This is a genomic window from Gillisella vitis, from assembly GCF_001541345.2.
In the GTDB taxonomy this organism is placed as follows: Bacteria; Pseudomonadota; Alphaproteobacteria; order Rhizobiales; family Rhizobiaceae; genus Allorhizobium; species Allorhizobium vitis.
In genome coordinates this window covers 550,449-575,534 of record NZ_LMVL02000001.1, presented here as the reverse complement: position 1 = coordinate 575,534, position 25,086 = coordinate 550,449, and the positions used below count along the sequence as shown (strand labels likewise).

Below are 25,086 nucleotides of genomic sequence, written 5' to 3'. Positions count from 1 at the left end.
AGAGACAAAAATGCGATTATGACATCCTAATCACCGGGCAGCCATATTGGCAACAAGGTCGCTGAACCTTTCACCCTGAACGGCCACATGCATTCCGAGCAACCGTCTTGTCTCCTCGACATCGCCTCGAAAAAGCGCCTCGACAATCGCCGCATGTTCGGAAAATGATGTCGACAAGCGGTTGCGCACCCGCAATTGCAGCCGCCTGTAGGGTCGCAGGCGACGATGCAACTGATTGCACTGCTCCTCCAGAAATTCGCTCCGGCTTGCCGCATAGATCGCCTTGTGAAAGGCCTCGTTGTCATAATAATAGCTATCGCTATCGCCAGCGCCCGCGGAGATTTCACACCGCTTATGGGCATCAAGGATCGCCTCTTTGGACTGCTCATCCAGCCGACGGGCCGCCAGCGAACCGGCCAGACCTTCCAGCTCGGCCATAACCTCGAACATTTGATAGATACGGTGTGGCCCCGGATCGATAACCACGGCGCCACGGCGCGGACGGATCTCGATAAGGCCAATGGCGTTCAACTGCATCAGCGCTTCGCGCACCGGTGTGCGCGACACACCGAACCGGTTGGCCAGCAAGGTCTCATCCAAGCGGAGACCGGGCGCAAATTCATGAGACAAAATCGCATTTTCAATTTCGTCCCGCAGCCAACGCCCCGCGTTTTCAGACATGCATTCGGCCTCCATAATGCAATTTTTCCATTCTTGTATACAAGACTGTTGACACCGTGCACATTGTGGGCCAGCTTACATACCATATTGCGGTGGATATTGAATAGACAATGATAATAAAAGGGGCAGCGCGGGGGGCGCCGTCCGGATGATCGGAGGAATTTTGGATGGCCGGAACCTCTTTTCTCAGTGACCTGCTTTCAGGCGTCACGGAACGCGGTCGCGCACTGCTGTTTTCGGGATCGAAGGCACGCGACAGGGTGGTCGATACCGACATCGAAACCCTGTGTGAAATGCTGCTTTCAAGCCGCGGCGAGGCCTCGGGCATGGCAATCGCGGCGGAAATCCTGGATCGCTGGAGCCGTTTCAATGCCGCAGAGGCCGTCCAGTTTCTGCACATGCTGTCTGACCGTTTCGGCGCGGAAGCCGCAGCGCTCGACAAGGCGATAGACGCCTATCGGACCGACAAAAGCCCCATGGCCGTCATCGCGCTGCACAATGCAGCCGAACCACGCCGCCAGGAACTTTTGCGCCGCCTCAACCTTGCGCCCAACGGCACGCAAAAGCTTGTCCGCATGCGCGAACGCCTGCTGGAGACCAAGGAGGATCGCGCCGATCTTGGCGCTGTCGATACCGATTTCGCCCATCTTTTCAGTTCCTGGTTCAACCGTGGCTTTCTGACGCTGCAACCCATCGACTGGACGACACCGGCGCATATCCTGGAAAAGATCATCAAATACGAGGCCGTGCATGAGATTGCCGGCTGGGAAGAGTTGCGGCGGCGGCTCGCACCGGCAGATCGGCGCTGCTTCGCCTTTTTTCATCCCCGCCTGCGCGATGACCCTCTCGTTTTCGTGGAAGTGGCGCTGACCCGTTCGATACCGAGTGCCATCGCCGATGTGCTTGATGAAAGCCGGGATCATATCGGCCCCGATAGCGCAACGACTGCGGTCTTCTATTCAATTTCCAACTGCCAGGACGGCCTTCGCGGCATTTCCTTCGGAAACTTTCTCATCAAGCAGGTGGTGGAAGACCTGCGGCGGGATCTTCCCGGCCTCAAGGAATTCGTCACGCTCTCGCCAGTTCCGGGTTTTGCCCGCTGGATTTCGAAGATCAGGGATCCGAAATCCGGCTTCCCGCTGTCGCCTGAGGATCGCAACACGCTGATCTTGCTGGATGATCCGACATGGCCTGACGATAAGGCCAAGGCGGATGCCATCGAACGCTTGCTGCTGCCACTCGCAGCACGATATTTCATCACCGAAAGAACGCCGGACAACCGCCCGGTCGATCCCGTCGCTCGTTTCCACCTTGGCAATGGCGCCAGGTTGGAGCGGCTCAACTTTCTGGGCGACAGGTCCGTGAAGGCGATGCGCCAGGCGCATGGGCTGATGGTCAACTACCTCTACAAACTGGAGGACATCGAGACCAATCACGAGGCCCTGGCACAGCGCGGAGAAGTGGCCGCGTCGCCAGCCGTTAAAGCCTTGCAGGGAAAAATAGAGCTGGGTCTTCCCGAAAAAACCAAGGATATCAAAAAAGCGGAAAGCCTGTCCGGTTCTTAAACAAACTGGACAGAGACCCCACGCTGCTGGGAGCCGGGACGGATTTACGGTCCACGGCACAGACGGCGATCACCATGATCGGAGGAGTAGACGAATATGAGCAACCATCTTTTTGATGCCATCAAAGCCGCAGCACGGCCCAGTTCACCATTCATTCTGACCAATGGCGGCAGGATCTGGACGTATGCCGATGCGATTGCACTTTCCGGACAGATTGCTGGCGCTATCGCCAAGCTCGGCATTCAGCCCGGCGACCGGATTGCCGTGCAGATCGAAAAAAGCCCGGAAGCGCTGATCCTGTACCTGGCCTGCCTTCGTGCCGGGGCGGTCTATCTGCCGCTGAATACCGCCTATACGCTTGCCGAACTGGACTATTTCATTGGCGATGCCGAGCCGAAGCTGGTGGTTGTCTCCTCCTCCGCTCTGGAACCCATCAAAAAAGTGGCTGCCCCCTATGGAGCGCATGTCGAAACGCTGAATGTGGACGGCTCAGGCTCGCTGATCGATCTTGCCAGCGCCGAACCAGCCGATTTCGCCAATGTCGCCCGCGCGCCCGACGATCTCGCTGCCATCCTTTATACGTCGGGAACGACCGGTCGCTCCAAAGGCGCGATGCTGACCCATGACAATCTCCTGTCGAATGCCTTGACCCTGCGTGATTTCTGGCGCGTCACAAGCGATGACCGGCTGATCCATGCCCTGCCGATTTTCCATACGCACGGGCTGTTCGTCGCCACCAATGTGACCCTGCTGTCGGGCGCATCAATGATCCTCCTGCCAAAATTCGATCCTGACGAAGTGCTGTCGTTGATGCCGAATGCCACGCTTCTCATGGGCGTTCCGACCTTTTACGTGCGCCTCCTGCAAAGCCAGAAGCTGGACCGGGAGATCACCGCCAATATACGCCTTTTCATCTCCGGTTCGGCGCCACTGCTGGCCGAGACCCATGTCGAGTTCGGCAAACGCACCGGCAAAGCGATCCTTGAGCGCTACGGCATGACCGAAACCAACATGAACACGTCCAATCCCTATGACGGAGACCGGGTTCCAGGCACAGTCGGCCTGCCGCTGCCGGGCGTGACCGTGCGCATCACCGATCCCGCTAGCGGCGCCATTCTTCCGACAGGGGAAACAGGATCCATCGAAATCAAGGGACCGAACGTCTTCAAAGGGTATTGGCGGATGCCTGAAAAGACCGCCGCGGAATTCACCGCCGACGGTTTCTTCATCAGCGGCGATCTCGGCAAGATTGATGAGAACGGCTATGTCCATATCGTTGGGCGCGGCAAGGATCTGGTGATCTCAGGCGGATACAATATCTATCCCAAAGAGGTCGAAAGCGAGATCGACCAGCTTGAAGGCGTGGTCGAAAGTGCTGTTATCGGCGTACCCCACCCGGATTTTGGCGAAGGCGTAACCGCCATTGTCATCTGCAAGCCGGGCGTCTCGCTGGATGAGAAGGCAATCCTCAACGCGCTTCAGGATCGGCTTGCCCGTTATAAGCAGCCCAAGCGCATTATTTTCCTGGAAGACCTGCCGCGCAACACGATGGGCAAGGTCCAGAAGAATGTTCTGCGCCAGCAATATGCCGATCTTTACGCGGCAGCCTGATTAAAACCCGGGAGCGCACTCCAATGGCTCCCGGGTTAAGCCGCGTCATTTGGGAGGGGCGCGTGCAGAGATATCCAATCTGAATATACACACGCTGCCGGCGCTCATCACGCCGCAGGGAGGGGACCTATGAACATTGAAATCCTATCTATAGGGCTGTTGGTTGCGATCTTCATCATCGCGACGATCCAGCCAATCAATATGGGTGTTCTGGCCTTTGGCTGCACCTTCGTGCTGGGCTCGCTGATTATCGGCATGAAGCCCGCCGACATTTTTGCGGGTTTTCCCGCCGACCTGTTCCTCACACTGGTGGCCGTCACCTATCTCTTTGCTATCGCTCAGATTAACGGAACCATCGATTGGCTTGTGGAACGGTCTGTCCGGATGGTTCGCGGGCGGGTCGGGTGGATACCCTGGGTGATGTTCCTCGTTGCAGCGATCATCACCGGCTTCGGTGCCCTCGGGCCCGCCGCAGTGGCCATCCTCGCGCCCGTGGCACTCAGCTTTGCCGTTCAATACCGCATCCATCCGGTTTTGATGGGCTTGATGGTCATTCACGGCGCACAGGCAGGCGGGTTCTCGCCGATCAGCATCTATGGCGGCATTACCAACCAGATCGTTGCCAAGGCTGGTCTTCCCTTCGCACCAACCTCGCTGTTTCTCTCCAGCTTCTTCTTCAACCTGGCGATTGCCGTTCTGGTCTTCTTCGTTTTCGGCGGCCTTTCGATTCTGAAACAGAGATCCTCTGTCAAAGGCCCCCTGCCCGAGCTTCATCCTGAAGGCATCTCGGCCTCGATAAAGGGCCATGGCGGTACACCTGCCAAGCCATTCCGTGACCATGCCTATGGCACAGCCGCAGACACTCAGACAAAGGTCCGGTTGACGACCGAGAAGATCACGACCCTGATCGGTCTTACCGCGCTCGGCGTCGGGGCTCTGGTGTTCAAGTTCAATGTGGGCCTGGTGGCGATCACCGTTGCGGTTTTGCTGGCTCTGCTTTCGCCCACAACGCAAAAGGCAGCCATCGACAAGGTAAGCTGGTCAACCGTACTGCTGATCTCCGGCATCATCACCTATGTCGGCGTGATGGAAAAGGCAGGCACCATCGATTACGTCGCCCATGGCATCTCCAGCCTCGGCATGCCGCTCCTTGTAGCCTTGCTGCTCTGCTTCACAGGCGCCATCGTCTCGGCCTTCGCTTCATCAACAGCTTTGCTTGGGGCGATTATCCCGCTCGCCGTTCCCTTCCTGCTGCAAGGGCATATCAGCGCTGTCGGCGTAGTTGCGGCGATTGCGATCTCGACAACGATTGTCGATACCAGCCCCTTCTCGACAAATGGAGCCCTGGTCGTTGCCAATGCGCCAGATGAGCAACGCGACAAGGTTATGCGCCAAATGCTAATCTATAGCGCCCTGATCGCGCTGATCGGGCCGGTCATCGCCTGGCTTGTCTTCGTCGTGCCCGGCATCATTTGATAGGAAAACCAGGTGGAACGTATCAGCGTTCCACCTGGTTTATTCTGGATTATTTCGGCTCAGGTTCGCGTGTCCTTAAAATCGCGTCCCTTTTCTTAGCGATCAACCTTGTCGGCAGGCGCAGGCAGAAGAACCTGAGCGCCGGAACCGCTGGGGGCCATCAACTGCTTCAGCACATCCTCCGCCGATTGGCTGGAACCACCAATGCCTGCTTCCCGCAGTTGACGATCAAGATCACTGCCATTTTCCAGTGCCGCCAGTTCCGCACCGGCCTCGATACGGCCTGCGGTGATTTCCTGGCGTTTCTTGATCCGCTCAAGGCTTTCCACCGCGCTGCCAAGACGGGTGTTAATACCAGACTGGCTATGTGAAATGGCCGATTGCGCCCGCAGCAGCGATTCATTTGCCTTCACATTTTCCACTTCGCGCTTCATCTGGGTAATGCGCGCTTCGGTGTCCTGGATGGTGCGCAGCATCTGTTGCTGGCGCGGCAACAGGCGGTTCAATTCCTCTTCGTCACGCTGGATCTCGCCACGGATATTGGCAATACGCTGCGCAAGACCTTGGGCAAGGTCCATACGGCCAGCATTGACGGCGGCGCGGGCGCTTTCGCTATCCTTCAACTCCTTGGCGCGGGCCTCTTCCAGCCGGCGCATGACACTTTTGTTGGATGCCATGATCCCAGCCAGATCTGAGCGCGCTCGGCGCAAGGACTGCTCGGCGTCCCGAAGCTCCTGATCCAGAATACGCATGGACTGACTATCGGCAGCAGCCTCTGCCACCTCATTGACGCCGCCGCGAATGGCGGTGAAAATCTTTGCCCAGGTGCTCATGCCGCCATCTCCCCGTTCTTCCATTCCTCGATCATGACAGCTGCGTCCACCGCATTGGCAGCCAGAATAGCCACTTCCTCAACGACCGTTTCAGCCCGTGAGCGGGTTGAGAGCGACCCGAACAGCTCATACCATTCCTCACCGTCGATGACGGTAATGCCGAAGCTGGAGAGCGGCACGAACTTATGGGTCTTCAAAACCATTCGCTCGAAATCCGCGCGGTTCGGCACGTCATCACATGGCACCAAAACGATGCTTGCGAGAATATCACGTTCGCCGCTGACCGCGACGAAGACATCCATGTCACCCTTTTCCTTCAGCGTTACGCAGATCACGTCGCCGCTTTCAGGCACGGTCACATCGACATCGCCGAGCGCCTCAGGATCAGCTGCAAACAGACGGGTCAAGCTCGTCAAAGTCCAGGGTTCCAAACATTCCTCCATCGGTTGAAATTCTGAGCATTATCTGGGTATTCCGGCAGGCAGTTAAAAGCCTGTTATGCTAAATAGTTTGCGTAGAAAACGCCGTAAAGACAGGGGCCAAATGAAGACCTCTGCGCCCTTGCCGCTTTTTTCCTCTCGTCGTTTTCAAGGAGCGGTCGCTCTCTTGTCGCTTAATCCTGCCGGTTTTCCACGACGATAGAATGATGGTCAAGGTTGCTCTTTTCAATCTTAATGCCATATTCACCGCAGCTATCGATTGTGCCTTATAGGAGATGCTTGATGTTGGGCTGGTTCAGCGGACGCAAGACCGAAAAGCCAATGCAAAAGGAATTCGGCCCCCTGGGGGCCGTCATCGGTGGCGCGCTCGATCTTGATTTCCTGTCGCTGGAGGCCGACACGCTGGGGGCTCAACCGGCGATGCCGTTACCTCAAAGCGGCGCTTTTATCATTGCCGCCTATGGGGAAGTCCGGCTCGATGCAGCATCGGTCCTGTCGCGTTATTACGATGAAAACCACCATATGATCCAGGTTATGTCGCCATCCGGCATGCCCGGCGATGGCATAGAGGATATCAGTTTCTACCGCCCATGGGATAGCGTCGTGCCGGTCAGCCAGAGCGAATGGAGCCGCTGGACGGGACCATCAGGCATGATCGGGGGTTCCACTTACGATGCTGACGGCATCCTGTTCAACCGCTTCTGGGGCGAAGGGCCGGAACGCGCCGAGACCGTTCAGTTCGTTGAAGAGGTACAGGATGGCGAGACCAGTCGCTCGATCCATCAATCCTGCATGCTGTATTACCGGCCGCTTGGGTCCACGCAGGAAATGCTGCTGATCAATGTGGAACGGGATCTCGATCCCTCCCAGGCACAGGCGGGCCGCTCTGTCGAATTTCTCATTGGCTACGGTATCGGTGCCGCCGATGTCCGTCGCGTCTGACCAAAATCTTTACCAAGGGGCATATGAATGCTGAACTACATGGCGGGACTTCCGGCCTTTCTGGGTTATTTCTTCATTGGCATCGCGGCCTATGGTGTTTTTGCGGCGATTTACACGTGGCTGACGCCCCATAAGGAAGTTGAATTGATCAGGGCGGGCAATCTGGCGGCGGTCACAGCATTTCTCGGTGCGCTCATGGGGTTCAGCCTGCCGCTTGCCTCGGCGGCGGCCAATTCGGTCAGCATCATCGACTATATTCTCTGGGCAATTGTCGGCATCCTCGTGCAGATTTTCGCCTTTTACATCGCCAATTTCACCATGAAGGATCTGCATGAGAAAATCACCGCCGGTGATATTGCCGCAGGCCTTTGGGGCGGTGGCATCGCGCTGATCATCGGCATTCTCAATGCTGCCTGCATGACCTATTGAGGAGGCCAGGATGCGCAGACGTTTAAGCGGGCGAACGCCCCCGATCCTCGCCCTTGGTACCATCGCCGCCTCCAGCCTGCTGCTCTCCGGCTGCGGCGAGGATGCGCCCACCGAGCGCACCTTCACCTCCGTCGATCAATGCATCTCTCAAGGAATGGATCGCGAAGTGTGTCAGACGGCCTACCAGGATGCCGTCAAAGCCCATCTGGCCAACGCACCGCGCTTTGATGGCATGGCCGCCTGCGAGGCCGAATATGGCGCAAAACAATGCGTGCAGCAGACAGCGCCCAATACAGGTGGCACAGGTGGTGGCAGCTTTTTCATGCCCTTCATGGCCGGCTACCTGCTGTCTTCGACCATTAACAATATTGGCGACTATTATCGATACCAGCGGGAAGCGACGCAAGGCAGCAGCTATGGCGGAGGAGGCTATGGCGGAGGCAGCACGCCGATTTATCGCAACCGCAGCGGCCAGACAGTGACCATCAACAAAGGCCGCGATACGATCCTTGCTCCGTCAAGCTCTAAGCCCGCCAATGTCAATACCCGCACGGTGAGCCGCCAGGGCTTCGGGGGACGGTCCTCCTTCAGTTTCGGCGGCTGACATGAAGCGCATTACCGTTGCGGAACGTCCAGATTGGCGCGACAAGGCGCGTGCCGTCGGCTTTGGATTTCATGAAATGTATGGCGAGCCCTATTGGGTGGACGATGCCGCCTATGTGTTCTCCCTGGACGAGATCGAGACCCGCATAGAGGCGCCAAGCCAGGAACTGCACGACATGTGTATGGACCTGATCGGCGATATCGTCGGCAATGAGGAAGCACTCGACCGGCTGGCCATTCCAGACGATCTCCGCGACGTGGTACGCAGATCCTGGCAGCGTCAGGACCGGCATCTTTATGGGCGTTTCGATCTCGCCTATGATGGTGAAGGCCCTGCCAAGCTGCTGGAATATAATGCCGATACGCCGACCTCGGTCTTTGAGACAGCCTATTTCCAATTCAATTGGCTCACCGACCAGCAGGCGCTTGGCGCGCTGCCCGCCGATGCCGACCAGTATAACCTGTTGCAGGAAAGTCTTGTGGAAGCGTTCGAGCAGTTTCCAAAACAGTCGATTTTCCATTTCGCGGCGATGACCGATAACGAAGAAGATCGCGGCACCACGGTCTATCTGATGGACTGCGCCCTCCAGGCGGGCCATCGCGTCGAACTTCTCGATATCGGCGATATCGGCATCGATGAAGAAGGGCGCTTTACGGATCTGCAAGACCGGGTGATCGACCAGTGTTTCAAGCTTTACCCCTGGGAATTCATGCTGCGCGAGCCGTTCTCGCGCCAATTGGCAAGATCTGGTGATGTGTTTGTAGAGCCAGCCTGGAAATCCCTGCTGTCCAACAAAGGGCTGCTGCCGCTGCTATGGCAACGGCACCCCAATCACCCCAATCTGTTGCCGAGCTTCTTTGCGGACGATCCCGCCGCCTCAAGCTTTGGCGACTACGTGCGAAAACCGCTTCTGTCACGCGAAGGCGAAAACGTCACGCTTTTCCAAAAGGGCGAGGCATCCATTGCCACCCCAGGCGATTACGGCGAGGAAGGATTTATCGTTCAAGCCTATGCTCCGCTGTTTAAGAGCGAGGCAGGCTTTGCAGTGCTCGGCAGCTGGATTGTCGGTGATCGCGCCTGCGCCCTTGGCATCCGCGAGGACCGCTCCCGTATCACCGCCAATCTCTCGCGTTTTGTGCCACATGTGATCATCTGAATTTTCACTGCGGATTTGTCCGAAATCCTATCATATCTTGGCTTCATCCCGCATGACCATGTGGCCCTGTGACACCTGTTCATAGCGTCTTTTGGGCGGTTGATAGCCGAGCGGGCGCACCGGGCTTTTCAGCTCTTCGCTGTCCAGATCGCGCCGGATATTTCGGCGGGAAGGATCGGGTACCGGCACGGCTTTCATCAGCTTTCGGGTATAGGGATGTTGCGGGTTGGAGAAGACAGTAGCTCTCGGGCCGATCTCGACGATTTCGCCCAAATACATCACCGCCACCCGGTGGCTGACCCGCTCCACTACCGCCATGTCGTGGGAAATGAACAGAAAAGCGATTTTCAAGCTAGCCTGCAAATCCATCAGCAGATTGCAGACCTGCGCCTTAATGGACACGTCGAGGGCCGACACACTTTCATCGGCGACGATGACTTTCGGGTCCAGCGCCAGCGCCCGGGCAATGGCAATACGCTGGCGCTGTCCGCCGGAAAACTCGTGCGGATAGCGGTTGGCCATATCGGCGCTGAGGCCCACCCGCTCCATCAGGTCGGCGGCTTTGTCCCGCGCTTGCCGGTGCGTGGCCAGCCGGTGCGTGGTGATCGGCTCGGCCACCGAAGCACCGACGGTCATACGCGGATTGAGGCTGGCGAAGGGGTCTTGAAAAATCATCTGGATGGAGCGGCGCATCCGGTTGATATCGGGACCCCGAAGGGAGAGGACATCATAGCCGTCCAGTTGGACCGAGCCGCTGAGCGGATTGATCAGCCGCATGACGGAACGTCCGGTGGTTGACTTTCCGCAGCCGGATTCTCCCACCAGCGATAATGTTTCGCCCTGGAAAAGATCGAAGGAGACATCCTCCACAGCATGGATCACGCCGGTTTTTCTGCCGAACAACCCACCCTTGATGTCGAAGCGCGTCACCAGATCCCGCACCTGGAGAACCGGCGTCAGGCCCCGCTCGACAGTATCGGCGACAACCGTGGGCTCCACCCGTTCGCCGGTCGCCATATCCACCACCGGAAAGCGCCGTGGCCAGGCAGCATCGCCCATTTCTCCCAGGCGTGGAACCGCAGAGAGCAGGGCGCGGGTATAGGGATGTCGGCCCTTGTGAAAAACATCGCTCGTCGTGCCGGTTTCCACCACATCGCCGCGAAACATCACCATGGTGCGGTCGGCAATTTCGGCCACGACGCCCATGTCATGGGTGATGAACAGCACCGACATGCCCTCTTCCGCCTGCAATTGCTTGACGAGATCAAGGATCTGGCCCTGGATCGTCACGTCAAGGGCCGTGGTCGGCTCGTCGGCGATCAGGATTTTCGGTTTCAGCGCCAGAGCCATGGCGATCATCACCCGCTGGCGCATTCCGCCCGAGAATTGATGCGGATAATCATCAAACCGCGCCCCGGCATTGGGAATGCGAACCTTGTCCAGGAGGTGGATGGTCTGCGCCCGCGCCTCGCCTTTGGAGAGACCGCCATGGGCAATCAAGGCCTCGGAAATCTGCCGTCCGATGGTGAAAATCGGATTGAGGCTGGTCATCGGCTCTTGGAAGATCATCGCCATATCCCTGCCGCGCACGTTGCGCATGGCCTTTGGGGATAAAGCCATCAGATCACGGCCCTCCAGCATGATCCTGCCTGTCGTCCGGCTGGTCTGGTCGGCCAGCAACCGCATGATCGATAGCGACGTCACGCTCTTGCCCGAACCGCTCTCGCCGACAATGGCGAGCGTCTCGCCCGCCATCACATCGAACGACACATCGCGGACCACGGTTTTCCAGCGCCCATCCACCAGAAAAGCGGTGTTCAGCCCTTCTACGGACAAGATCGGTGCAGATGTTTGCGCGCTCATGGCGGGTCCTCATTGGTGATCGGCTCTATAGAGCCCCAGGCTTGACTTATCGTCCCACCGCATAGGCCTGCATCAGCCTTGGCGTGGCCGCCGCCCGCAACAGTCCATCCGCATCGCGCCGCGCTGCCGTCAACCGGCCAATAGACCATGGTTCGGCGACGGTCAGGGCATGACCGCGTCTGGCCAATTCGGCAATCGTCGCCTCTGGGAAATTCTTCTCCACCATCAGGCTGCCCGGCTCGCGGGTGCGCGGATAAAACGAGCCGGGGAAATGCGAGGTGTGGAACAACGGCTGATCGATAGCGGCCTGAAGATTGAAGCCATGGTGGACGTAGCGCAGGAAGAACGACAGCTGCCATTGATCCTGCTGGTCGCCGCCGGGCGTGCCAAACGACAGGGTGGGACGGCCCTCATACAGCGCGATCGATGGTGTCAGGGTGGTGCGCGGGCGCTTGCCCGGTTGCAGCGAGGTGGGCAGGCCGGGTTTGAGCCAGAACATCTGCGCCCGGGAATTGAGGCAGAAGCCCAGCCCCGGCACAATCGGCGAGGATTGCAGCCAGCCGCCGGATGGCGTGACGGACACCATATTGCCGTCGCGGTCGATCACATCGATATGCACGGTATCACCGCGCTTTTCGCTCAAATGCGCCATGGTCGGCTCAAACACCGCCCCGGTTTTCGACGTGGCACCCAACATCTCCATGGTGCGGGTATATTGGTCTTCAAAGCCCGCAACCCGGCCCGGCACCAGATCGAAAGACGCCGTCTCGCCGATCAATGCACGACGCTCCGTGGCATAGGTCTCACTCAGCAAATGCTGCATCGGCACCTTAGCGAAGGCCGGATCGCCATAGTAAATCTCGCGGTCGGCATAGGCCAGCTTCATGGCCTCGGTGACGGTGTGAACAAAATCCGAACCATCGGACGCCATAGCCGCAATATCGAAACCTTTCAAAAGGGAAAGGGCCTGCAACAGCACCGGCCCCTGCCCCCACGGTCCGGTCTTGGCCACGGTCCAACCGTGATAATCGAAGGTTTGCGGCTCCTCTATGGTTGCAAACCAACTGGCCATATCGTCAGCCGTCAACACGCCTTTGTGGCAGGCACCACTCGCATCCATCACCGCCGTGGATTGGACATAGCGATCGATCTGTTCGGCAACAAAACCACGGTAAAAGGCGTCGCGCGCTGCTTCAATCTGCGCCTCGCGACCGGATTTGGCCTCGGCTTCCGCAATAATCCGCTTCCAGGTCTCGGCCAGAACCGGATTGGTGAACAAGCTATTCGGCTCCGGGGCAAAACCGTCCGGCAACCAGGTCTGGTGCGAGGTTGGCCAATGCTGTTCGAAGAAACTGCCAAGTCCTTTGATAGTGGCCGAGACTCTCGCCAGAACCGGATGGCCTTTTTCAGCGTAATAAATGGCTGGCTCCAGCACGTCACGCACGCTCATCGTGCCGTAATCGCGCAGCATCAGCATCCAGCCGTCGAAGGCGCCGGGTATAACGGTTGCCAGCAGACCATCACCGGGAATGAGATCCAACCCTTCCGCCGTGTAATGCTCGATGGTCGCGCCCGCCGGTGCCGTCCCTTGAGCGCAGATGACCTCAACCTTGTCCTTCTTTTTCGAGTAGATCACGGCGGGCATATCGCCACCCGGGCCGCACAAATGCGGCTCGACAACTTGCAGCACGAAGCCGGTGGCGACGGCGGCATCGAAGGCGTTTCCGCCCTTTTCCAATATGGCCATGCCGACGGCAGAGGCAATCCAGTGGGTGGAGGCAACGACGCCAAAGGTGCCGAGAATTTCAGGCCGGGTGGTAAAATCAGTCATAGCATCTATCCCAGAATTGAAATGGAGGTGTGTCTTGGCTGTTTGCGTCAGGAAGAGCGCGGATCGAGAACGTCACGCAGCCCATCCCCCAGGAGATTAAACCCAATGACGACGAGAAAAATCGCACCGCCCGGCCATATGGCCATCCACGGCGCCTGGCTGAGGAAATTCTTGGCGACATTCAGCATCGAGCCCCAGCTTGGGGCCGGCGGCTGCTGTCCAAGCCCTAGAAAAGACAGGCTGGCTTCAGCGATGATCGCAGTGGCGACCGTCAACGTTGCCTGCACCAAGACCGGCGCCAGGATATTGGGAAAGATGTAACGGCTCATGATGGCCACATGCCCAAGGCCGATGGAGCGTGCGCCCTCCACATAATCTTCCGTTTTCACCGCCAAAACCTGACCACGGCTCAACCGGATGAAGGTTGGCAATGCCGAAAGGCCGATGGCAATCATCGCGTTGGTCAGGCTTGGCCCAAGAAAAGCGGCAAGAGCGATGGCCATGATCAAAAACGGCATTGCCAGGAAGGCCTCGGTGATGCGGGAAATCACCATATCGATCCAGCCGCCGAAATAACCGGAGAGAATGCCAAGCGGAACGCCGAGGATGGCGGCAATCGCCACGGAGAAAATCCCTGCGGCCAGCGAGGCCCGCGCCCCCCAGATCATCCTGGACATGATATCCCGGCCAAGGTCATCCGTGCCAAATGGGTGGGCCAGCGACGGCGCCTTGCGAATGGCTGACCAGCTCGACGCCAGGGGATCGGCAATCGGCAGCAACGGCGCCAGCAGCGCCACCAGGAGAAAGAACAGGATGATGCAAAGGCCAACCAACGCCGCCTTGTTGGCTTTCAGTTTTCGCCAGCCTCTTCCGGATTGGTAGGACGGGGCGGTTGCGGCCTCACTTATGGCGTTCATAGGCTGGTCCTCATGCGAGGATTGAGAAGAAGATAGAGACAATCGGCCATCAGGTTCATCAGGATGAAGCCGATGGCGGTGCAGAGCACGACGCCCTGCACGACCGCATAATCACGATTGAAAACGGCATCGACGATCAGCTTGCCAAAGCCGGGAATGGTGAAAATCTGCTCCGTCAGCACCGCACCGGCCAGCAATTCGCCAAACAGCAAGGCGGTCAGGGTGACGATGGGCAAAACCGCATTGCGAAAACTGTGAGACAGGATGACCGAACGTTCGGGCATGCCCTTGGCGCGGGCGGTGCGCACATAATCCGAACTGAGAACCCCCAGCATGGCCGAGCGCGTGTGGCGCATGATCGATGCTGCCAAGGCATTGCCCAGCACGAAAGACGGCATCAGCATGGTTTTCATCGACATCCATGGGTCGGAGAAGAACGGTTGATAGCCGGAGGCTGGCAACCAGCCGAGCCGGACCGAAACCAGCAGAATGAGCATGATGCCGAGCCAGAAATTCGGGATCGACAGGCCAGACAGCGCCACCACGCTTGCCAGGTAATCGATCAGCGTATTCTTCTTGACCGCCGCCAGAATGCCGAGGGGAATGCCGAGGGTGAGAGCAAAGATCATCGACATGATGGCCAGCTGGCAGGTGACGGGCAGTTTCTCGCCGATCAGCTCCAGCACAGGCTGGTTGGTCCGCAACGACATGCCGAGATCGCCTTTCAGCGCAGCGCCAAGCCACATCGCATATTGAACGGGCATCGGATCATTCAGGTGATATTTCTCGCGCAGGCTTTCCATCACAGCGGGATCGCGGTCTTCTCCCGCCATGATCAGCACCGGATCGCCCGGCAGAAGCTTTTGCAGCGAAAAAACGAAGACAGAAATGATCAGCAGCGTCGGTATGGCCAGCAACAGGCGCCGGGCAAGGAAAGTGGGCATGACGGTCTCCGGATGATTGAGACGTTTGTGTCAGGCGACAGGTCCGCCGCCTGACAAAGATCGCTTCCGTGACAGGATCATCAGGGCGACAAGCAAGCGTTCAATTGGCCTTTTGCATGCCCGTCAGGCGGATCATTCCATCCGGTGACGGCACAAAGCCGGTGATCTTCTTGCTGGACGCCCAAAGCCAAGACTGATGGCCGAGATAGATGATCGGCAGATCGTCGTTCAGGATTTCATCGGCCGCATCGTATTTCTGCTTGCGCACGGCGTCATCGGTGGACCGACGTGCTTCGTTCAACAGCGTATCGACGGCGGGATTGCAATATTTGGTATCGTTGATGCCACCCTTGCAGGTGACGAACTGATGCAAATTGCCATCCGGGTCCACACGCCCGGACCAATCCGAGCGGCTGATCTGGTAATTTCCAGCCGTCTGCTCATTGAGCATGGTGGCAAATTCCATTGTCTTCAGCGTCACGTCAAAACCAGCCTCAGCGACCATCGATTGGACGACCTGCATCATCTGCAACACTGTCGCGCTGTTGGACACCTGCAGTTCGATTGGCACCCGGTCAAATCCAGCCGCTTTGATCAGGGCTTTTGCCTTTTCAACATCTCGGGCAGGCACAGGGATCCGCTTGTCATACCAGGGGCTGACAGGCGGAAATGGCTGATTGCCCGCCAGAGCCGTCCCCTCGAAGACGATCTGGTTCAGTGCTTCGCGATCAATGGCCAGCGAGAAGGCCTGCCGCAGGCGCTTGTCCTTGCCAAGCGGGTTATTGGCGCGAGGACCATTGCCGATATTGACATACATCGCCATGTAACCGACGCCGACCGCCTGTTCAAAGTCCAGCTTGCCATCGGACTTGATGGAGGCGGCATCGGTCGGCGCCACCCGCTCAATCATATCGAGATCGCCGGAGCGCAGATTGGCGAGGCGCACCGTGCTATCGACAATCGGCAGATAGGTGAGCTTGTTGATGAAAATCTGATCCTTGTTCCAGTAATCGGCGAATTTCTCCAGCACGATCCGGTCCTGCTGCACCCGCTCGACGAATTTGAACGGACCGGCGCAGACGGGATGGCTGCCAAAATTAGCGCCCAGTTCTTTGGCCGCCTTGGGCGAGACAATCATCCCGGCCCGGTCTGACAATTGCGCCAGCAGCGTCGAATCCGGGGCCTTGAGGGTGAATTTCACCGTATCGCTGCCGATAGCCTCGACCTTTTCAACCGAGGCAAGCTCGCTCTTACGCCGCGATTCCGGCATGGTCATGTTGCGCTGGATGGTGGCGACAACCGCTTCGGCATCGAGGGGTGTTTCGTCGTGAAATTTCACGCCCTGGCGCAGCGTCATGGTCAAAACCTTGCCACCCTCGCTCCAGGCCCAGCCGGTGGCAAGCTGCGGGATGATTTTCAGGTCGGGCGAGACATCGACCAGTTTGTCGCACATCGCCGTATAGACGATACGCCCCACGAACGTGCGCGACTGCGCCGGATCGAGAACGTCAGGGTCTTCCGACAAGCCGATCTTCAGGTCTGCTGCCATCACAGGTGCGGCAAAAGCGGCAGTGACAAGCAGCGCGGTCAAAACTCTATTCAGTTTCATGCCATTCCCCTCATTGTTGTTTTTATGCTGATGATAGGCCGTTCTTGGCCGTCATGCCTCTGCGAGGTGGACGGCGGTATCGATCGAGGTAATGCGGATCAGGCTCTCTTGCAGGGTGAGAAGGTGGGTCCGCATGGCTTCGCCCGCGCCGATCGGGTCGCGCGAGGCAATCCGGTCGATAATGGCGAGATGCTGGCCATGGGTGACAGGGCGGGTTTGAGCAAACGCCCGCGCCTGCTCACGAATATCCTGCCAGGCCGGGTCCTGCCGCGTCCGGTTCATCACATCGAACAGCGCCAGGAAAAGACTGTTGCCGGCGCATTGGGCAATCTTTCGATGCAGCGCGCCATCCCAAAGCTCACGTCCATCGGCATCCTTGCTGGCGCCGATCTTTCCCACCAGATCATACATGGCCTGCACATCAGCGGCATTGGCCCGCAGAGCCGCCAGTTGCGCCAATTGCGGCTCAAGCCGCAGGCGCACCTCCATGACTTCCAGCGGGTCGGTTCCAGCAACCAGGGCACCGACATAGTCATCAAATGCGTCAGGGCGCGCACCGGCAAACGTGCCGGAACCCTGCCGCCGCCAGATGAGCCCTTCGGCTTCCAGAACCTCTAGGGCGCGGCGAAGCGAACGGCGGCCAAGGCAAAGTTCCTCACACAGCGACCGTTCCGTCGGCAGTTTTTCCCCTGCCGCAAAACGTCGGGAACTCAGCAGTTCACGCAATTTGTTCAGGGCGAGATTGGAATTGTCGTGATCGTCAATCATGCATTGGTTCGAACCAATTGATAATTGGTTCATACTCAGACGAACGAAGAGATGAGTCAATCCGACTCTGCATATTTTTTCATTCTGCTTTTATTTTAGGCAGGCAGATACTGTCCTTATCCCGGGCAAGGCTCGGTCGGCCCCTTGGCGGGCTGGGTAAACCACTTCGGCCCATCCGATGTCATGTAAATGATGTCTTCCAGACGCAGGCCGAATTGTCCGGGCAGCACGATCATCGGCTCGCAGGAAAAGCACATTCCTTCTTCAAGGCGAACAGTGTTGCCGCGCACGATATAGGGCTCCTCGTGTCCCTCAAGGCCAAGACCATGGCCAGCGCGGTGAGGCAGTCCGGGAAGCTGGTAATCCGGGCCGAGGCCGTGGCGGGTCAGCACATCACGGGCGGCATCATCCAGGCTACCACAGGTCGCGCCAATCCGGGCGGCATCGAAAACCGCCTGCTGGGCGGCCCGCTCAATCGCCCAGATGCGGGCAAACTCGGCAGTTGGCTCTTCCAGCATATAGGTGCGGGTGATATCGGAGTTATAGCCATCGATGCGGCAGCCGGTATCGACAAGCACCACATCGCCCGGCTGGTAATATTGCTCGCCATCCGCCCCATGCGGCAGGGACGTGGTCTCGCCAAAGGAGACGATGCAGAAGCTGGAGCCGTTGCTGGCGCCTAGGCGTCGGTGTTCGTCATCAATAAAGCGCACGATCTCCGAGGCCGCAATGCCGGGCCGGATCATGGCATGGGCTTTGCGCTGCACATCCAGTGTCAGGTTCATCGCATATTGGATAATGGCGATTTCCGTGGCGGATTTTCGCAGGCGCTGACCGCGCAGAAACGGTCCGCCATCGATCAACCGATCGGCTGCTATCTCGCGTTTGAGCGCATTGTAGACGAAAAGCGGCACGGAATCGTCCACCGCGAGCGTGCTGCCGTGTGGCAGGAAGGACGCGACAAGGGCGGCGCTGCTTTCATCTTCTTCCCACACCCTGATGTCGCCGGGAAGATGCGGCAATGTCTCCACCCGGCTGCGCTCAAAGCCCGGCACCACATAGACAAGCTCCGATGCTGTAATCACCGCACCCACAAGCCGTTCGCTGCCATGCCAGACCAGCCCGGTGAAATAGCGCAGGCTCTCGGTAGAGCCGATCAGCACCGCGCCGATATCCTTTTCCACCATGGTCTTTCGAAGGGTCTCCAGCCGGAGAACCCGCTCTTCCATGGAGATTTTAGGTGGAGATGTGTGAAAGGACATGGTCTGTTTCCTTGGTAAAATTTAAGCCCGGCCTTCTTCAACGGCATGACAGGCCACCTGGACGGTATCGGCCATGGTCATCAGCGGCATTTCCGCCTTGCAGCGGCCGTTGGCCAGCGTGCAGCGCGGATGGAAGGGACAGCCCGTGGGTGGATTGAGCGGAGACGGCATTTCGCCGACGAGCTTGATCCGCTCGCCGCGCCGGTCAGGATCGGCAATCAACGTCGCCGAAAGAAGGGCCTTGGTATAGGGATGGCGCGGATTGGTAAACAGCGCTTCCACCGGGCCAAGTTCCACCGCATGGCCAAGATACATCACCACCACATCATCGGCGATGTGGCGCACGACGGCCAGATTGTGGGAAATGAACATCATGGTCAGGTTGAGCTGGGTTTTCAGCCGCTTCAAGAGGTTCAGGATTTGCGCCTGCACCGAAACGTCGAGCGCCGAGGTTGGCTCATCACAGACCAGAAATTCCGGTTGGAGAATGAGGGCGCGGGCAATGCCGATACGCTGGCGCTGGCCGCCGGAAAATTCATGCGGATAGCGGTCTGCGGCTTGCGGCGGCAGGCCCACCAGTTCCAGCATGTCAGCAACCGCCTTGCGACGACTGGCTTTGTCGCCAATGCCATGGATCACCAAGCCTTCGGCAATGGAATCGCCAATCGGCAACCGTGGATCAAGCGAGGAATAGGGGTCTTGAAAGACAATCTGGATGCGGCGGCTGGAGGCGAAATCAACGCCCATGCCGGGTCCGGCAATCTGCTTGTCATCAAAGATGATTTCGCCTGCGGTCGGCGCAAACAGACCCACCACGATGCGGGCCAGCGTCGATTTTCCGCAGCCGCTTTCACCGACCACACCCAGCGTGCGGCCGCGCTCGATGGTGAGGCTCACATCGTTGACGGCGTTGACATAGCCTTTCACCCGCTGGAACGCCCCGCCGGTCACGGCGAAGGCCATTTTGATGCCGTTCATTTCGATCAGGGCGCTCATGCGGGCTGAACCTCTTGTTCACCGGCGAGCGTCGCCGGTTCGGTCAGCCAGCATCGACAGTGATGGGCCTTTTGGATTTCGGTGAGCGCCGGAACTTCGCTCAGACAGCGCGGTTCATTGGCCTCACGCCGGGCTGTACAGCGGGGCGCGAACAGACAGCCCTGCGGCAGATGGGTCAATTGCGGCACACGGCCATCGATGACTTCCAGCATCTCAGGGGATTCTCCCAGCACTGGCACCGAGCGCAGCAAGGCTTGCGTGTAGGGATGCTTTGGTGACTTGAACAGGGTTCGCACATCCGCCAATTCCACCACTTGCCCGGCATACATCACCGCCACATGGTCGGCCATTTCAGCCACCACACCGAGATCATGGGTGATCAGAATGATGGCGGTGCCGAAATCGCGCTGCAAATCGCGCATCAAATCCAGAATTTGCGCCTGAATGGTCACATCCAGCGCGGTGGTCGGCTCATCGGCAATCAGCACTTCCGGCTGGCAGGCCAGCGCCATGGCAATCATCACCCGCTGCGCCATGCCGCCGGACATTTCATGCGGGTAGGCCTTCATACGGCGCTGGGGATCGGGAATGCCGACGGCTTTCAGCATGGCGATTGCCGCATCCTCGGCTTCGCGCTTACCCATGTTTTTATGCAGGCGGTAAGCCTCGGCAATCTGCCGCCCCACGGTGTGGACCGGATTGAGCGAGGAGGAAGGGTCTTGAAAAATCATCGAAATCCGGTTGCCACGCACCTTGCTGAGGTCCATCGGTGACATGCTGCGCAGATCGACCCCATCCAGCAGCACTTCGCCACCGATGATTTTGCCGGGATAGGGCACAAGCCCCATGATGCTTAGGGAGGTGATGGATTTACCGCAGCCGCTTTCGCCAACAATGCAAAGCGTTTGCCCCGCCTCAAGCGACAGCGAAACCTTATCGACCGCGCGGGCGGTGCCGGATCGGGTTTGGAAATGGGTGGTGAGATCGCGGATCTCCAGAATAGGCCGGGTCATGCTGTCCTCACGTATGGAGCCGCGGATCGAGGGCATCACGCAGCCCGTCTCCGAGAAGGTTGAAGCCAAGCACGGTCAGCATGATGGCAAGGCCGGGAAAAAACACCAGATGCGGCGCGGAAAAGATCTCGTTGCGGGCAGCCCCCAGCATCGTCCCCCATTCCGGCGTCGGCGGCTGTGCGCCAAGGCCAAGGAAGCTCAGGCCAGCCGCATCGAGAATGGCGGTGGCCACTCCAAGTGTTGCCAGCACCACAATCGGCGTGATGGCATTGGGCAGCACACGGCGAAACAGGATGCGCCATTTGCTGCCACCCAGCACCCGCGTGGCGGCAACAAAATCAAAGGTTTTCACCGACAGCACGCTGGCACGGGTGACGCGGGCATAGGCGGGAACCGAGACGATGGAGATGGCCAGCAATGCATTGCGAATGCCCGGCCCCAGAACCGCAACAATGGCAATGGCCAGCAGCAGCGACGGAAAACCAAGGATCACATCCATGATCCGCATGATGATATTGTCCACCCAGCCCCGAAAATACCCGGCAATCGCCCCCAGCAGCACGCCAAAGAACAGCGCGCAGGTGACGGTGGTCAGGCCAATCACCAGACTGACGCGCGTACCATACAGGATACGCGAGAAGGAATCGCGGGCATTGCCATCGACACCCATGATGTGCTGCGGACGGCTGGCGTCACATCCAAGCAGATGCACACAGGGCGGCTCGCGGCGCTTGACCTGCTCGACCCCGATCAACACCTGATCGGGATCGTAAGGGGCCAGTACCGGTGCGAAAATGGCAATCAGGATCAGCATGCCAATGATGAACAACCCGACCTGCCCGGAGCGCAGCCTGAGCAGCCGTCCCCAGGTTCTCCGCCATTGGGCGACCGGTTCACCAATCAGGCCATCTTCAAGAATGGCCTCTGCTGCACTGGCCGATACACTATTCAAGCGCGTCATGAACTGTCCTATTGTGGGCGAATGCGGGGATCGAGATAGGTGTAGGAAAGGTCCACCAGCAGGTTGATGGCCACGTAGGACACGGCAATCATCACCGTGAAGGCCTGCACGACAGGATAGTCCCGCGCAAATATCGCCTCCACCAGCATACGCCCCACGCCGGACAGGCCAAAAACGGTTTCGGTCAACACGGCGCCACTGAGCAGGGCGCCCATTTGCAAGCCCAGAATGGTGACAACCGGTAACAGCGCATTGCCCAGCGCATGTTCGCTGACCACACGTTTTTCGGGCACGCCCTTGGCCCGGGCGGTGCGGACATAATCACGCCCCAGCACATCCAGCAGCGAGGAGCGGGTCATGCGGGCAATCACCGCCATCGGAATGGTAGACAGCGCCATGACGGGCAAGATCATATGACGTATCGCATCCCAGAACACCGTCCAGTTGCCGGTAATCAAGGCGTTCAGAATATAAAAGTTGGAGAAGAATTCGAGCACCTTGCTCCAGCCGCTATCCGCCGCCAATTGCCAGTGCCAGACCTCGTAAAAGGGAATGGAATTGACACCGGCGGAAAGCCGTCCGGATGGCGGCAGCCAGAAGGGCGTACCGCGCAGCATCACCCCGAACAGATAGGCCAGCATCAGCCCCAGCCAGAACACCGGCATGGAAATGCCGGCATTGGCAACAATCATGGTGCCAACATCGGCTGCGGAATTATGACGGCGGGCGGCGATAACGCCGAGCCCGACACCGATAATGGTCGCGGTGATCAGCGCCAGAACCGCAAGTTCGGCGGTCATCGGCAGACGCTCGATAATGATCTGCGTCACAGGCCGCGAAAAGCGCACCGATGTGCCGAAATCACCCCGCAGCATATCGCCCATATAAATGAAAAACTGCGTCGGCAGCGGCTTATCGAAGCCGTAGCGCGTGATGAAGGCGGCACAGGTCTCGGCGGTGGCCTTCTCTCCCAGCATGGCCTTGCAGGGATCGCCGGGGATCAGCCGGGCGAGCGCGAAAGTCACGATCAGGATGCCAAAAATCACCGGGATGGAAATCAGCAGGCGTTTGGCTGCATATCCAAGCATTTCAGGTCCTCATTACCAGATTTTACAGCGCCGTTTGGTTTGTCAGATGTCATCGATAGGCGACTGCGCCAGGACCCCCCCTCTGCCGTGCCGGGCATCTCCCCCTCAAGGAGGGAGATCAGATGGTCTCAGCCCACCCGCTTCATTGGATATGAAGCAAGTTTCGATGCATGAGATTCGAGCGAGGGGCAAACCACGCATCGATCTCCCCCCTTGAGGGGGAGATGTCCGGCAGGACAGAGGGGGGTAAACGGCATATAAAAACGACCCCGTCAGACATGACGGGCCAGACATTTACGCCTAGCCCGAAGCGTCGAAATCCTCATGTTTACTTCTTCGCGTTCATCAACCCGCCCCACAGGGAGGAGAAATAGTCGAAGGAGCCGGTATTGCCGACATGGGCCGGATTGGAAGCATCAATGCCCGCCGCCCAGGATACCACCACATCATTGGCGGTAAAATCAGAGCCGTCGGTGAATTTCACGCCGGTCCGCAGCTTGCAGGTCCAAACGGTCGAATCCGCATTGGCATCACAGCTGGTGGCCAGAGCGGGAACAATATCGCCACTGTCCTTTGCGTAATCCAGCAGCGCTTCCGTAATCGGCGTGCAGGCATTCAGCGTTTCGCCATCCGTTTCGTCGCCGCAATAGAGGCTGATCGGCTCGGCATTCTGCATGAAGACCAACGTATCCTTGCCCGGATCGGAATCCTGCAACAGCGGTGAACCGAAGGGGCGGACGATGGCATTCTTCAAGGTTGCCCTGGCAGCATAGGCAGCAGCGCCGTGGACGATCGGCACCATCGGCACATGCTTACGAATGGCATCATTGACGGCGGCATAGACCGGTTCGGCTGTCTTTGTCTCGGCGATCGTCCCGCCCTTGGTCAGCCCCTCGGTAATTTCCGGGAAAGTGGTGCCGAACATTTTCGATGTCTTGCCGAAGTGATAATCGAGGAAGTTGGTGACATGCGGATAGTCCGCGCCCCAGCCCAGCAGATAGAGCCCATCGATCCGGCCTGCCGAGGTATCATCGATGAATTTGCCCGATTCAATCGGAACCACTTCCGCGTCGATACCGAGATTTTTCTTCAGCTGCGTCTGAAACTCGACGGCCACGACGCTTGGTTCCGGCAGGTAAGCGCGGAACACATCGCGGTAGTAGATCTTGGTCTTGAAGCCATTCGGGAAACCGGCATCGGCCAGCAGTTTCTTGGCAGCAGTGGCATCGAACCCGTACCAATCCTTGCCCGCGCAGCCATTGGGCAGCGAACAGGGGGTGAAATGGGTGGCGACAACCGAGCCCTTCGGATAGAAATTATCGACGATGCGCTGACGGTCGATGCCCATGGCAATGGCTTGGCGCACCTTCTCATTGTCGAAGGGCTTGGCGGTATTGACCATGCCGAGATAGAGAATATTCGGGCTTTCCTGCGGCAGGAATTGCAGGTCCGGATCATTCTTGACGCTGTCGAAATCATCAGGGCTGATATTGGTGATTTCATCGACGGTGCCGGAGCGCAATTCATTCAGGCGCCCCGCGCCGGACTGGTTCCAGCGAAACACCAGCTTGTCGAAAGCCGGTTTGGCGCCCCAATAATTCTCATTGCGCGTCATGGTGATGGAATCGCCGCGATTCCAGCTTTCCAGTTTGAACGGCCCGGTGCCGATCGGATTTTCGAGCAGCTTTTTCTTCGGTCCAGCCTCTTCGATATGCTTGGCGGGCTGGATACCGAAGGGTACGAAGGCCGCCTTGGCTTTGAAGGCCGGATCAGGCGAGCACATCGAGAAGGTTACCGTGTGTTCATCGGTCGCCACGATGGACTTGATCTTGCCGCCATAATTGCAATCGGGTGCCACAACGCTTCTGCCTTCAAAAGCAACAGCCGGGCTGGTGAGCAAAGCCGCAACCGACACGGCCACAGCTCCGCCGAATAGACGAAATTTCATGCCTTTAATCCCCAGTTTGTTTGTTCGCGCCTTTGCGGCACCCTCATTTTTTATCTGTGCGGATGAATTGTAGTTTTCGTTTCTTTCACCGTATCCGCTACGATGAAATTCAGTTTTTGGAGTGGCCAAATGCCCCTTCGGTCGCCTTG

Annotated in this window: 22 protein-coding genes; 7 read left to right on the top strand and 15 right to left on the bottom strand. The window is 58.4% G+C overall.

Annotated elements, in window-relative coordinates; genetic code table 11:
• Positions 1 to 30: 30 nt before the first annotated feature.
• Positions 31 to 681 (bottom strand): GntR family transcriptional regulator, encoded by a 651-nt coding sequence (locus ASB66_RS02490; RefSeq protein WP_060717566.1) that lies wholly within the window; start codon positions 679 to 681, stop codon positions 31 to 33.
• Between the two features lie 167 nt (positions 682 to 848).
• Here ASB66_RS02490 and ASB66_RS02485 point away from each other — a divergent pair, with 167 nt between their 5' ends.
• From ASB66_RS02485 to ASB66_RS02475, 3 genes are all read left to right on the top strand, one after another.
• Positions 849 to 2,246, top strand: coding sequence for a malonyl-CoA decarboxylase (locus ASB66_RS02485; protein ID WP_060717265.1), 1,398 nt, complete (start codon positions 849 to 851; stop codon positions 2,244 to 2,246).
• 96 nt (positions 2,247 to 2,342) lie between these two features.
• Complete coding sequence (locus ASB66_RS02480) at positions 2,343 to 3,857, top strand: malonate--CoA ligase (protein ID WP_060717264.1); 1,515 nt, start codon at positions 2,343 to 2,345, stop codon at positions 3,855 to 3,857.
• 129 nt (positions 3,858 to 3,986) lie between these two features.
• Complete coding sequence (locus ASB66_RS02475; RefSeq protein WP_060717263.1) at positions 3,987 to 5,333, top strand: SLC13 family permease; 1,347 nt, start codon at positions 3,987 to 3,989, stop codon at positions 5,331 to 5,333.
• Between the two features lie 95 nt (positions 5,334 to 5,428).
• On the opposite strand, the gene ASB66_RS02470 is transcribed toward ASB66_RS02475, so the two are convergent.
• Together ASB66_RS02470 and ASB66_RS02465 are read right to left on the bottom strand one after the other, a co-directional pair.
• Positions 5,429 to 6,166, bottom strand: a complete 738-nt coding sequence (locus ASB66_RS02470; protein WP_060717262.1) for a PspA/IM30 family protein — start codon at positions 6,164 to 6,166, stop codon at positions 5,429 to 5,431.
• On the bottom strand, positions 6,163 to 6,609 hold the full coding sequence (locus ASB66_RS02465) for a YjfI family protein (RefSeq protein WP_060717261.1): 447 nt from the start codon (positions 6,607 to 6,609) through the stop codon (positions 6,163 to 6,165). Before ASB66_RS02465 ends, ASB66_RS02470 begins: the two co-directional genes overlap by 4 nt.
• A gap of 279 nt (positions 6,610 to 6,888) precedes the next feature.
• Here ASB66_RS02465 and ASB66_RS02460 point away from each other — a divergent pair, with 279 nt between their 5' ends.
• Genes ASB66_RS02460 through ASB66_RS02445 form a run of 4 tightly spaced genes read left to right on the top strand, consistent with a single transcriptional unit; the run spans position 6,889 to position 9,737 of the window.
• Entirely contained in the window at positions 6,889 to 7,548 is a 660-nt protein-coding gene (locus ASB66_RS02460) for a YjfK family protein (RefSeq protein ID WP_060717260.1), read from the top strand.
• Positions 7,549 to 7,575: 27 nt separating this feature from the next.
• Positions 7,576 to 7,977: a DUF350 domain-containing protein gene (locus ASB66_RS02455; RefSeq protein WP_060717259.1), complete on the top strand. Its 402-nt coding sequence runs from the start codon at positions 7,576 to 7,578 to the stop codon at positions 7,975 to 7,977.
• A 10-nt stretch (positions 7,978 to 7,987) separates the two neighbouring features.
• A complete protein-coding gene (locus ASB66_RS02450; protein ID WP_060717258.1) occupies positions 7,988 to 8,581 on the top strand; it encodes a DUF1190 domain-containing protein in 594 nt (197 codons plus the stop codon).
• Position 8,582: 1 nt separating this feature from the next.
• Entirely contained in the window at positions 8,583 to 9,737 is a 1,155-nt protein-coding gene (locus ASB66_RS02445) for a glutathionylspermidine synthase family protein (RefSeq protein ID WP_060717257.1), read from the top strand.
• Between the two features lie 30 nt (positions 9,738 to 9,767).
• On the opposite strand, the gene ASB66_RS02440 is transcribed toward ASB66_RS02445, so the two are convergent.
• From ASB66_RS02440 to ASB66_RS02380, 12 genes are all read right to left on the bottom strand, one after another.
• Positions 9,768 to 11,600, bottom strand: coding sequence for an ABC transporter ATP-binding protein (locus ASB66_RS02440; RefSeq protein WP_060717256.1), 1,833 nt, complete (start codon positions 11,598 to 11,600; stop codon positions 9,768 to 9,770).
• A 46-nt stretch (positions 11,601 to 11,646) separates the two neighbouring features.
• Positions 11,647 to 13,431: a gamma-glutamyltransferase family protein gene (locus tag ASB66_RS02435; RefSeq protein WP_060717255.1), complete on the bottom strand. Its 1,785-nt coding sequence runs from the start codon at positions 13,429 to 13,431 to the stop codon at positions 11,647 to 11,649.
• A gap of 47 nt (positions 13,432 to 13,478) precedes the next feature.
• On the bottom strand, positions 13,479 to 14,348 hold the full coding sequence (locus ASB66_RS02430) for an ABC transporter permease (RefSeq protein ID WP_060717254.1): 870 nt from the start codon (positions 14,346 to 14,348) through the stop codon (positions 13,479 to 13,481).
• Complete coding sequence (locus tag ASB66_RS02425) at positions 14,345 to 15,292, bottom strand: ABC transporter permease (RefSeq protein ID WP_060717253.1); 948 nt, start codon at positions 15,290 to 15,292, stop codon at positions 14,345 to 14,347. Before ASB66_RS02425 ends, ASB66_RS02430 begins: the two co-directional genes overlap by 4 nt.
• Before the next feature lie 100 nt (positions 15,293 to 15,392).
• Positions 15,393 to 16,901, bottom strand: a complete 1,509-nt coding sequence (locus tag ASB66_RS02420) for an ABC transporter substrate-binding protein (protein ID WP_060717252.1) — start codon at positions 16,899 to 16,901, stop codon at positions 15,393 to 15,395.
• Positions 16,902 to 16,952: 51 nt separating this feature from the next.
• Positions 16,953 to 17,669: a FadR/GntR family transcriptional regulator gene (locus ASB66_RS02415; protein WP_060717251.1), complete on the bottom strand. Its 717-nt coding sequence runs from the start codon at positions 17,667 to 17,669 to the stop codon at positions 16,953 to 16,955.
• Positions 17,670 to 17,785: 116 nt separating this feature from the next.
• Entirely contained in the window at positions 17,786 to 18,931 is a 1,146-nt protein-coding gene (locus ASB66_RS02410) for a M24 family metallopeptidase (protein WP_060717250.1), read from the bottom strand.
• A gap of 21 nt (positions 18,932 to 18,952) precedes the next feature.
• Positions 18,953 to 19,927: an ABC transporter ATP-binding protein gene (locus ASB66_RS02405; protein WP_060717249.1), complete on the bottom strand. Its 975-nt coding sequence runs from the start codon at positions 19,925 to 19,927 to the stop codon at positions 18,953 to 18,955.
• Positions 19,924 to 20,940 (bottom strand): ABC transporter ATP-binding protein, encoded by a 1,017-nt coding sequence (locus tag ASB66_RS02400; protein ID WP_234612902.1) that lies wholly within the window; start codon positions 20,938 to 20,940, stop codon positions 19,924 to 19,926. Before ASB66_RS02400 ends, ASB66_RS02405 begins: the two co-directional genes overlap by 4 nt.
• A gap of 7 nt (positions 20,941 to 20,947) precedes the next feature.
• Complete coding sequence (locus ASB66_RS02395) at positions 20,948 to 21,901, bottom strand: ABC transporter permease (protein WP_081088971.1); 954 nt, start codon at positions 21,899 to 21,901, stop codon at positions 20,948 to 20,950.
• 8 nt (positions 21,902 to 21,909) lie between these two features.
• On the bottom strand, positions 21,910 to 22,989 hold the full coding sequence (locus ASB66_RS02390; RefSeq protein WP_060717247.1) for an ABC transporter permease: 1,080 nt from the start codon (positions 22,987 to 22,989) through the stop codon (positions 21,910 to 21,912).
• Between the two features lie 328 nt (positions 22,990 to 23,317).
• Positions 23,318 to 24,937 (bottom strand): ABC transporter substrate-binding protein, encoded by a 1,620-nt coding sequence (locus ASB66_RS02380; RefSeq protein WP_060717246.1) that lies wholly within the window; start codon positions 24,935 to 24,937, stop codon positions 23,318 to 23,320.
• Between the last annotated feature and the right edge of the window lie 149 nt (positions 24,938 to 25,086).